Here is a 9333-nt window from a genome sequence, read left to right as displayed (position 1 = left end):
TCTCGCCGTGCGCAAAATTGATCAGACTGATGATCCCGTACACCATCGTGTACCCCAGCGCCACCAGCGCATACATGCTCCCCAGCACCAGACCGTTCACGATCTGCTGTACGAATGTGTCCATGAATGGGCTCCAGGTTGTGTCTTGCGCGGCGCTGCCGAGCCCGCACACCGGCGGATGGGGTGCCAAAAGGCGAGCGTCTGGATCCGGGAAGGCACCCGGGCGAACCGCTGCCGGCGCGACGGCCGGTTGCGCGGATTGTAGGGAGGCTCGGGCCGGTTTCAGTAGCGGGCTTTCCCCCGCGCCGAGCTGACATCGAGGCGTCAGTCCGCCGGGGGTTTCGAGCCCCTGGCCTCGGCGTTGAGCCTGCGCAACTCCGCCAACTTCTCGCCGATCTTCAGCTCCAGGCCCCGCGCTGCAGGGCGATAGAACGTCTGCGCCGGCATGCCATCGGGCCAGTACGACACCCCGGCGGCGAAGGCGCCGTCTTCATCGTGGGCATAGCGATAGCCCTGACCGTGCCCAAGTCCCTTCATCAGTGCTGTCGGCGCATTGCGCAAGTGCATCGGAACCGGCTGGGTTCCGCCTTGCTTGACGAACGACCGCACCTCGCCCCAGGCCGTGTAGACCGCATTGGATTTCGGCGCGGCGGCGAGGTAGACCACGGCCTGCGCCAACGTGAGTTCGCCCTCCGGGCTGCCCAACCGCTCGTAGGTCTCTGCGGCATCGAGCACGAGGCGCAGGGCCCGCGGATCGGCATTGCCGATGTCTTCGCTGGCCATGCGCAGCAAGCGGCGCACGAGATAGCGCGGGTCGACGCCGCCATCGAGCATGCGTGCGAACCAGTAGAGCGCCGCGTCGGGGTCCGAGCCGCGGACCGCCTTGTGCAAGGCCGAGATGGTGTCGTAGAACTGGTCGCCCCCCTTGTCGTAGCGACGGAGTTGCTCCCCCAACGACCTCTCCAGCACGGTCTCGTCGAGTTCCCCCACCGGACCGGCCTGGTTCACCAGGTTTTCGTAGGCGTTCAGCAGCCGCCGTGCATCACCGTCGGCATAGCCGATCAGGCGTTGCCGGGCCGGCTCGCTGAGTACGGGTGCCCCGAGCGTTTCGCGCGCGCGATCGAGCAAAAGCGCCATGTCGTCCGTCTCCAGAGCCTTCAGCACGTGCACCGTGGCACGCGACAACAGCGCCGAGTTGACCTCGAACGAAGGGTTCTCGGTGGTGGCGCCGATGAAGGTCAGCAGTCCCGATTCGACATGCGGCAAGAACGCATCCTGCTGCGCCTTGTTGAAACGGTGCACCTCGTCGACGAAGACGATGGTTCGTCGCCCGGCTCGCCGTGCCGCCTCTGCCTCGGCGACGGCCTCGCGGATGTCCTTGACGCCGGCCAGCACCGCCGACATCACGACGAACCGCGCCTGCACCGCGCCCGCCATCAACCGCGCCAGGGTCGTCTTGCCGACGCCGGGGGGGCCCCAGAGAATCATCGAGTGCAATCGTCCCTGGGCAAAAGCGACCTGAAGCGGCTTGCCCGGCGCCAACAAGTGCGACTGGCCGATCACCTCGTCGAGGCGGCGCGGCCGCAGCTGTTCGGCCAGCGGCGCATCGGCGACCGTGCCGCCGTCGCGCTCGGCGGCAGCCCCCTCGACGGGTGACGGAAATTCGTCGAACAACAGATCCTGGCGACTCATGGTCCCGTGATTGTGGCAGTTGCGGTCCGCGCCGGATTGGGCGGTTTCCTGCCGGCTTTTCCTCGCTTGCCATCGGTGCGAAAGCCGCACACTGGCAGCCACCTCGATGGGTTGCCGTTCGACCATGAGCGGATCGCGCCCCAGGCCCGCCGACCCAGCCCCCGAACCTTGCCAGGAGTCCCATCCATGAGCGCCACCGCGTCGACCGAACCACGCTCGCTGCCCGCCGTCTCGTCAACGCCGACCGCCACGCCGCGCGAAGTTCTTTCCTTCAAGCTGGGCCACGAGGAATATGGCATCGACATCCTGAAGGTGCAGGAGATCCGGGGCTACGAGCCACCGACGCGCATCGCAAACGCACCGCATTTCATCAAGGGCGTGGTCAACCTGCGCGGGGTGATCGTTCCCATCGTGGACATGCGTCTGCGCTTCGGCCTGCCCGACGTGAAGTACGACAGCTTCACCGTGGTGATCATCCTGAACGTGGCCCATCGCACGGTCGGCATGGTGGTCGATTCGGTCAGCGACGTGCTGGAGTTGCCGGCCGGCCAGATCAAGCCGGCGCCGGAATTCAACGGAGCGATCGATGCCGCCTACATCACCGGCCTGGGCACCCTCAAGCACGGCGACGAAGAACGGATGCTGATCCTGATGGACATCGAGGACATGATGACTGCGGCCGACATGGGCCTGATGGACGCCGTGATGCACTGACCGGCCACGGCGGGCCTGCGGCACCGCCGTTTCGCCACGCCGGCCTATTGCTCGGCGACGTCGGCGCCCGCTGGCACCACGAAATGGAAGGTGTCTGCCGGCAAGGCGAGGTCGGCCTTGAAACTGGCGAACTGCAGCAGCGACCGCTGGCCGAAACTGTCGGCAATTTCCACCGCCGCCAGATCCGGGCCGCGAAAGCCCGCCTCCATCCACTGGATCGTGCCGTCCTTGCGCCGCGGCGTGGCGCGCACCCAGCTCAGGCCATCGTGGTCGGGACGAGCGGCCAATTCGAAATCCCGATCGATCGATTGGCCGGCCAGCAAGGCCGCAGGCGTGCTGCCCATCGCATCACCCAGTTTGCGCACCGTGACCTGGTTCAGATCGGGATCGTCGAACCAGACCTTTCGACCGTCGCTGACGATGATTTGTACGTAGGGCTTGGCGTAGCTGAACCGGAACCGGTTCGGTCGCTCGAACTCGAAGCGCCCGCTGGACGTCTTCTTCTTCACGCCATCGGGGGCCGTCACGGTCTGTGTGAAGTCGGCACGGCCGCTATGGACATCGCGCACGAACGCCCTCAACGCGTCGGTCGCGTCGGCACGGGCGGGCGACGCGATCGCCAGCATCGCCCAACCCAGGGCGGCCGACATCAGGAACGTTCGCCGACGGGGACTCTCATTCATCGCGCTTGGGCAGCAGCAGTTCGCGGTTGCCATTGGTGGACATGGACGATACGAGCCCGGATTGCTCCATTTGTTCCAGCAATCGCGCGGCGCGGTTGTAGCCGATGCGCAAATGGCGCTGGACCAGCGAGATGGATGCCTTGCGGTGCTGAAGCACGATGGCCACCGCCTGGTCGTACATCGGGTCGGCCTCGGCATCGCCGCCACCGGGGCCTGCACCCTCGGCACCATCGCCATCGAGCGTGCCACCTTCGAGAATGCCTTCGATGTAATCCGGTCCTCCCCGCGCCTTGAGCGATTCGACGACCCGGTGCACCTCGTCGTCGCTGACGAAGGCACCATGGACCCGCACCGGCAGCCCGGTGCCCGAGGGCATGTAGAGCATGTCGCCCATGCCCAGCAAGGCCTCGGCCCCCATCTGGTCGAGGATGGTGCGGCTGTCGATCTTGCTGGACACCTGGAAACTGATGCGGGTCGGGATGTTGGCCTTGATCAGGCCGGTGATCACGTCGACACTGGGGCGCTGAGTGGCCAGGATCAGGTGGATGCCGGCGGCGCGCGCCTTTTGCGCCAGGCGCGCGATCAACTCCTCGATCTTCTTGCCCACCACCATCATCAGGTCGGCCAGCTCATCGATCACGATCACGACGTGGGGCAGGCGCTCCAGCGGTTCGGGCGACTCGGGCGTGAGGCTGAACGGGTTCGGCAGCAACTCGCCGCGAGCCCGGGCTTCGTCGATCTTTTTGTTGTAGCCGGCCAGGTTGCGCACGCCCAGCTTGCTCATCAGCTTGTAGCGGCGCTCCATCTCGCCCACGCACCAGTTCAAGGCGTTGGCGGCCTGCTTCATGTCGGTCACGACCGGACACAGCAGATGACCGATGCCTTCGTAGACGCTCATCTCCAGCATCTTCGGATCGATCATGATCAGCCGCACGTCGCGCGGCTCGGCCTTGTACAGCAGGCTCAGGATCATCGCGTTGATGCCGACCGATTTGCCCGAACCGGTGGTGCCCGCCACGAGGCAGTGCGGCATCTTGGCCAGATCGGCCACCACCGGCAAGCCAATGATGTCCTTGCCCAGCGCCATCGTCAGCAGCGAGGTGGCGTCGTTGTAGACCTGGGAGCCCAGGATCTCCGACAGGCGGATGGTCTGGCGCTTGGCGTTGGGCAACTCCAGCGCCATCAAGTTCTTGCCGGGAATCGTCTCGACCACCCGGATCGACACCAGCGACAGCGAGCGCGCCAAGTCCTTGGCCAAGTTCACCACCTGCGAGCCCTTGACCCCGGTGGCCGGTTCGATTTCGTAGCGGGTGATCACCGGCCCCGGCTGGGCGGCGACGACGCGCACCTCGACGCCGAAGTCGCTGAGCTTCTTCTCGATCATCCGGCTGGTCATCTCCAGCGTCTCGGCAGTCACCGATTCCACCCGGCCGGGTGGCTTGTCGAGCAGATCGATCTGAGGCAGATGGTTGTTGGCGATCTCGTTGAACAGCGGCTTCTGACGCTCGCGCGCCACCCGCTCGGACTTCGGCACCTCCAGGACTGGCGGCTCGATGACGATGGGGACGTGCTCGTGAAGTTCCTCACGCTCGACCTCGACCTCGAAATCACGCTCGCGCTGCGCCAGTTCACCCAGACGCACATCCTCGGCATGTTCGCGCCTCAGGGTCCGGCGCTCGCGCACTCCGTCGACCCATCCGCCCAGCGTGTCGGCCACCCGGAGCCACGAAAAGCGCAAGGCCAGCGGCAACGCAGCCACCAGCAACGCGATCCACAGCGCGCCCGAGCCGGCAAAGCCCAGTCCGCGCATCGACAGCGGACCCAGCACGTAGCCCAGAATGCCTCCGGCGTGACCCGGCAGGCGGGATTCCCACCCGTAGATCCGCGTCCACTCGAGCGCGGTGCTGGCCATCATCAGCAACGGCAAGCCCAGCGCAACGCGCAGGCCGGCGCGGCGCGCAGGCATCGCCTCGGTGCCCGCCTCGCCGCTGCGCAAGGACTGCGCCAACGCGCTCAGCCATTGCCGTGCGCCGACGATCAGCAGCCACCAGGCCGAGAAGCCGAACGACATCAACAAGACATCGGACAGCCACGCCCCGGGGGCGCCCAGCCAGTTGACGATGGCCGAGCCTGTTCCCGACGTGGAGAAACCGGGGTCGTCCGCGTTGTGGCTGGCCAGGGCCAGCGCCAGTACGAACAGCAGCACGCCGCTCAGCAGCACTCGCAGGTGGCTGCGAAGGCTTCCTTCGGATGCAGGGCGAACCGGCGGCGACAGGCCACCCAAGCTAGCGCTTTGCCGCATCAAGACTCACACTCCTCGCGTTCGGCGCATCACTGCGGATAAAGCGTCCGGCACTCATTCGGGCAGACGATTTTTCAGCAGCACGGACCCATTTTCCAGTGTCTCGATGACGCCGCGTTCTTCCAGGTCCTTCATCACCCGGCTGACCATTTCGCGCGAGGCGCCGACGATCTTGGCCATGTCCTGCCGCGACACCTTGCTGCGGATGAGCTTCTCGCCATCCACGTCTTCGGCCATGTCCAGCAGGGTCCGCGCAACACGTCCGTAGACATCCAGCAGCGCCAGCGATTCGATCTGCCGGTCGGCACTGCGCAGCCGCGTGACCAGGCCGCGCATGATCGCATACGACAGGCTGGAGTTCTCGGGCAGGCAGCGCGCGAACTCGGCGCGGCCCAGGATCAGCATGTCGCACTGCACCTCGCAGCGCACCGATGCCGAATGGGGCTGGTTGTCGATCAGGCTCATCTCGCCCACGTAGTCGCCGGCCTCCAGCACGGCCAGAATGACCTCCCTGCCCCGGGCGTCGGCGGTGAGCACCCGCGCCCGGCCGTTGAGCAAGATGAACAGCGCATTGCTCTTCTTGCCCTGCTCGACCACCAGTTCTCCACGCCGATAGCGACGCTTGACCACGCCATCGGCGACCGCCCGAGCCTGATCGTTGGTCAGCATCGAGAACAGCGGAACCCGGCGAATCAGATCCAAGTTGGACAGCATCGACATCAAATACCCCCTCGAAACGACCGCATCAGCGAGACGGCCAGCACCACCACCGCCCGTTGCCTAAAATAGACGCAACTCCCAGCGAGTTGCAGGCGCGAGCATATCTGGTTTGCCAGCCTCGCCTTGCACCTCCAGCGGCCGTCCGGGTCGCCTCGCCTCCGGTCCTCTCACCTCTTACTCCGCATGAGCACCCCCACCTCCCACGCCCAGGTCCTGATTCTTGGCTCCGGCCCCGCCGGCTACAGCGCGGCCATCTATGCCGCCCGCGCCAACCTGAAACCGCTGCTGATCACCGGCATGGCCCAGGGCGGTCAGCTGATGACGACCACCGAGGTCGACAACTGGCCGGCCGATGTGATGGGCGTGCAAGGCCCCGAGTTGATGCAGCGCTTCCAGCAGCACGCCGAGCGTTTCAACACCCGGATCGTGTTCGACCACATCCAGCAGGTCGACTTCAGCCGCCGGCCCTTCGTGCTGACCGGCGACAGCGGTCAGTACACCTGCGACAGCCTGATCATCGCGACCGGCGCGTCGGCCAAGTACCTGGGCCTGCCATCCGAGGAGGCCTTCATGGGCCGGGGCGTCAGCGGCTGCGCCACCTGCGACGGCTTCTTCTACCGCGACGCGGTGGTCTGTGTCGTCGGCGGCGGCAACACCGCCGTGGAAGAGGCGCTGTACCTCTCGAACATCGCCAGCAAGGTGCATCTGATCCATCGTCGCGACAAGTTCCGCGCCGAGGCGATCATGCTCGACAAGCTGCACGAAAAGGTTGCCAGCGGCAGGATGGAACTGCATCTGTTCAACACACTGGACGAAGTGCTGGGCGATGCCTCTGGTGTGACCGGCGTGCGGCTCAAGCACGTCACCAGCGGCGACACCACCGAGATCGCGCTGAAGGGCTGCTTCATCGCGATCGGTCACCAACCCAATACCGACATCTTCAAGGGTCAACTCGAGATGAATGACGGCTACCTCGTGACCCGCAGCGGGCAGAACGGCTTCGCCACGATGACCAGCGTGCCGGGCGTCTTCGCCGCTGGCGACGTGCAGGACCACGTCTACCGCCAGGCCATCACCTCGGCCGGCACCGGCTGCATGGCGGCGCTGGACGCCCAGCGCTTCCTGGAGCAAGGCGGCAGCTGATCGGCTGCCACGCCCGGCGCCGGCAAATCCGCTACAATGCGTGGTTTTATTGCGCGCTCCGTACGGGGCGCGAGTGGGTTACCGCCACCCTTTTGGCGAGGTGAGGCCGCCGCCTCGGGTCTGGAGTCCTTGTTGACCAGCGACTTGTGGCGGCCGCTGTAGAAGAACGGAGTGTCCTCATGGCACGCGTCTGCGAAGTGACGGGCAAGAAGCCCATGGTCGGGAACAATGTTTCCCACGCCAACAACAAAACCAAGCGCCGGTTCCTGCCGAACCTGCAATATCGTCGCTTCTTCGTCGAGAGCGAGAACCGCTGGGTTCGCCTGCGCATCAGCAATGCTGGCCTGCGTCTGATCGACAAGAAGGGCATTGACGCCGTGCTGGCCGACCTGCGTGCCCGCGGTCAAGCCTAATCACTGAAGGAGCGACACCATGGCATCCAAAGGCGGACGCGAAAAGATCAAGCTGGAATCCACTGCGGGGACCGGCCACTTCTACACCACGAACAAGAACAAGAAGACGACGCCCGAAAAGCTCGAATTCATGAAGTTCGATCCGAAGGCGCGCAAGCACGTGCTCTACAAGGAAATCAAGCTGAAATAATTCAGCGCTCCTTGCCCAGGAACCCGCCGATGGCGGGTTTTTTCATGCCTGCGGGGTCGATCAGACGTCGACTTCGCCAAAGAAACGGCCCGCATCGAGCGGGCCGCTGTTCAATGCGCCGACCGCCTTGGGGTCAGGCGCGCGCCGCGCGCAGGCGCACCGAGAATTCCCTCAACGCGGCGATGCCGCTGTCTTCTGCACGCTTGCACCAATCCTGAAGTTCGGCGACCAGTTGCTCGGCCGACACGTTGGTACGCGTCCAGAGCTGGCGCAGTTCCTCGCGCATCGTCACCAGCTTCTTGAGCGCCGGCGTGGTGTCCATGACCTTGTCGAGCTGGCCGCGCACATGGCCGGGGATCTTCTCGGCATCCCGGTGCAGCCAGCGCTCGGCCAGGCGCAGATCGGTCCAGACGCTGCCTCTGGCCACGCCCTGGGCGCGAAGGCGCGACAACTCGGTGGCGCAGGCGCGGCGCAATTCCTGCGCGTAATGCGCCATCACCTCATAGCGATTGGCGATGATGACTTCCAGCGTCTTGGCATCGGCCACCGGCTTGATCGAACCGAGTACCAGTTGCGGCGCCGTCTTGCGCACCTTGGCCAGCCCCAGCATCTCCATCGCGCGGATGTAGACCCAGCCGATATCGAACTCGTAAGGCTTGACCGAGAACTTGGCCGAGGTCGGGTAGGTGTGATGGTTGTTGTGCAGTTCCTCGCCGCCGATCAGCACCCCCCAGGGCGAGACGTTGGTCGAGGCATCCGGAGCCTCGAAATTGCGGTAACCCCAATAGTGCCCGATGCCGTTGATCACGCCGGCGGCCCAGATCGGGATCCACAGCATCTGCACCGCCCACACGGTCAGACCAATCGCGCCGAACAGGCTGACGTTCAAGATCAGCATCAGGCTCACGCCCAGAGCGCTGAAGCGGGTGTACAGGTGGCGCTCGATCCAGTCGTCCGGCGTGTTGTGCCCGTACTTGACGACCGTCTCTGCGACCTTGGCTTCGGCACGGTACAACTCGGCGCCGCGCAACAGCACGGTCTCGATGCCGCGCGTCACCGGGCTGTGAGGATCCTCCTCGGTCTCGCACTTGGCGTGGTGCTTGCGGTGGATGGCGACCCATTCCTTGGTCACCATGCCGGTGGTCATCCACAACCAGAAGCGGAAGAAGTGCGAGGGCAGCGCGTGCAACTCCAGCGCGCGGTGCGCCTGTGCCCGGTGCAGGAAGATCGTCACCGACGCGATGGTGACGTGCGTCACCACCAGCGTGAAGGCCAGCACCTGCCAGAGACCGGCGTGCAGCACGCCATGGGCCGCCCAGTCGATGACGACATTGAAAACAGATTGAAGCACAGTGATTTCCCAAGCTTGTGGCCCATGCACCATGGACACCCTGCCTATTTTAGGCGAGCAGGCGCCATTGCAAGGTCCGTAAACCCTGCTGTGAGCAACCACTTGCAGGCGGCCGCGCGGTCAGC

10 protein-coding genes are annotated in these 9333 nt (G+C 65.2%); 4 read left to right on the top strand and 6 right to left on the bottom strand.

Annotated elements, in window-relative coordinates; genetic code table 11:
• Together AC0N04_RS12430 and AC0N04_RS12425 are read right to left on the bottom strand one after the other, a co-directional pair.
• The coding region (locus AC0N04_RS12430) for an ABC transporter permease subunit (RefSeq protein WP_474280484.1) at positions 1-124 on the bottom strand (124 nt) is incomplete at its 3' end.
• Positions 125-324: 200 nt separating this feature from the next.
• Entirely contained in the window at positions 325-1692 is a 1368-nt protein-coding gene (locus AC0N04_RS12425; RefSeq protein ID WP_474282071.1) for a replication-associated recombination protein A, read from the bottom strand.
• Between the two features lie 186 nt (positions 1693-1878).
• On the opposite strand from AC0N04_RS12425, the gene AC0N04_RS12420 reads away from it, so the two are divergent.
• Positions 1879-2406 carry a chemotaxis protein CheW gene (locus AC0N04_RS12420; RefSeq protein ID WP_474282006.1) on the top strand — a complete coding sequence of 176 codons (528 nt, stop codon included), beginning with the start codon at positions 1879-1881 and terminating at the stop codon, positions 2404-2406.
• A 44-nt stretch (positions 2407-2450) separates the two neighbouring features.
• Here the strand turns inward: AC0N04_RS12420 and lolA are convergent, their stop codons facing one another.
• From lolA to AC0N04_RS12405, 3 genes are read right to left on the bottom strand one after another with little or no spacing between them, the layout of a single operon-like run.
• Positions 2451-3056, bottom strand: coding sequence for an outer membrane lipoprotein periplasmic chaperone LolA (gene lolA / locus AC0N04_RS12415; protein ID WP_474282069.1), 606 nt, complete (start codon positions 3054-3056; stop codon positions 2451-2453).
• 25 nt (positions 3057-3081) lie between these two features.
• The gene (locus AC0N04_RS12410; protein ID WP_474282004.1) at positions 3082-5391 is read right to left on the bottom strand and encodes a DNA translocase FtsK; all 2310 of its coding nucleotides are present in this window, start codon (positions 5389-5391) and stop codon (positions 3082-3084) included.
• A gap of 54 nt (positions 5392-5445) precedes the next feature.
• On the bottom strand, positions 5446-6111 hold the full coding sequence (locus tag AC0N04_RS12405; protein WP_474282002.1) for a Crp/Fnr family transcriptional regulator: 666 nt from the start codon (positions 6109-6111) through the stop codon (positions 5446-5448).
• 183 nt (positions 6112-6294) lie between these two features.
• Between AC0N04_RS12405 and trxB the strand changes: the two genes are divergently transcribed.
• The 3 genes from trxB (at position 6295) to rpmG (ending at position 7857) form a co-directional block, all read left to right on the top strand.
• The gene (trxB, locus tag AC0N04_RS12400; RefSeq protein WP_474282000.1) at positions 6295-7254 is read left to right on the top strand and encodes a thioredoxin-disulfide reductase; all 960 of its coding nucleotides are present in this window, start codon (positions 6295-6297) and stop codon (positions 7252-7254) included.
• A gap of 179 nt (positions 7255-7433) precedes the next feature.
• Positions 7434-7667 carry a 50S ribosomal protein L28 gene (gene rpmB / locus AC0N04_RS12395; protein WP_198101395.1) on the top strand — a complete coding sequence of 78 codons (234 nt, stop codon included), beginning with the start codon at positions 7434-7436 and terminating at the stop codon, positions 7665-7667.
• A 19-nt stretch (positions 7668-7686) separates the two neighbouring features.
• Positions 7687-7857, top strand: coding sequence for a 50S ribosomal protein L33 (gene rpmG / locus AC0N04_RS12390; RefSeq protein ID WP_025564431.1), 171 nt, complete (start codon positions 7687-7689; stop codon positions 7855-7857).
• A 133-nt stretch (positions 7858-7990) separates the two neighbouring features.
• On the opposite strand, the gene AC0N04_RS12385 is transcribed toward rpmG, so the two are convergent.
• A complete protein-coding gene (locus tag AC0N04_RS12385) occupies positions 7991-9208 on the bottom strand; it encodes a DesA family fatty acid desaturase (RefSeq protein WP_474281997.1) in 1218 nt (405 codons plus the stop codon).
• Between the last annotated feature and the right edge of the window lie 125 nt (positions 9209-9333).

The sequence above is a fragment of the Ideonella sp. sgz306126 genome, assembly GCF_056032705.1.
The sequence above is the reverse complement of the archived record's forward strand: the minus strand, read 5'-3'. Positions and strand labels throughout refer to the sequence as shown.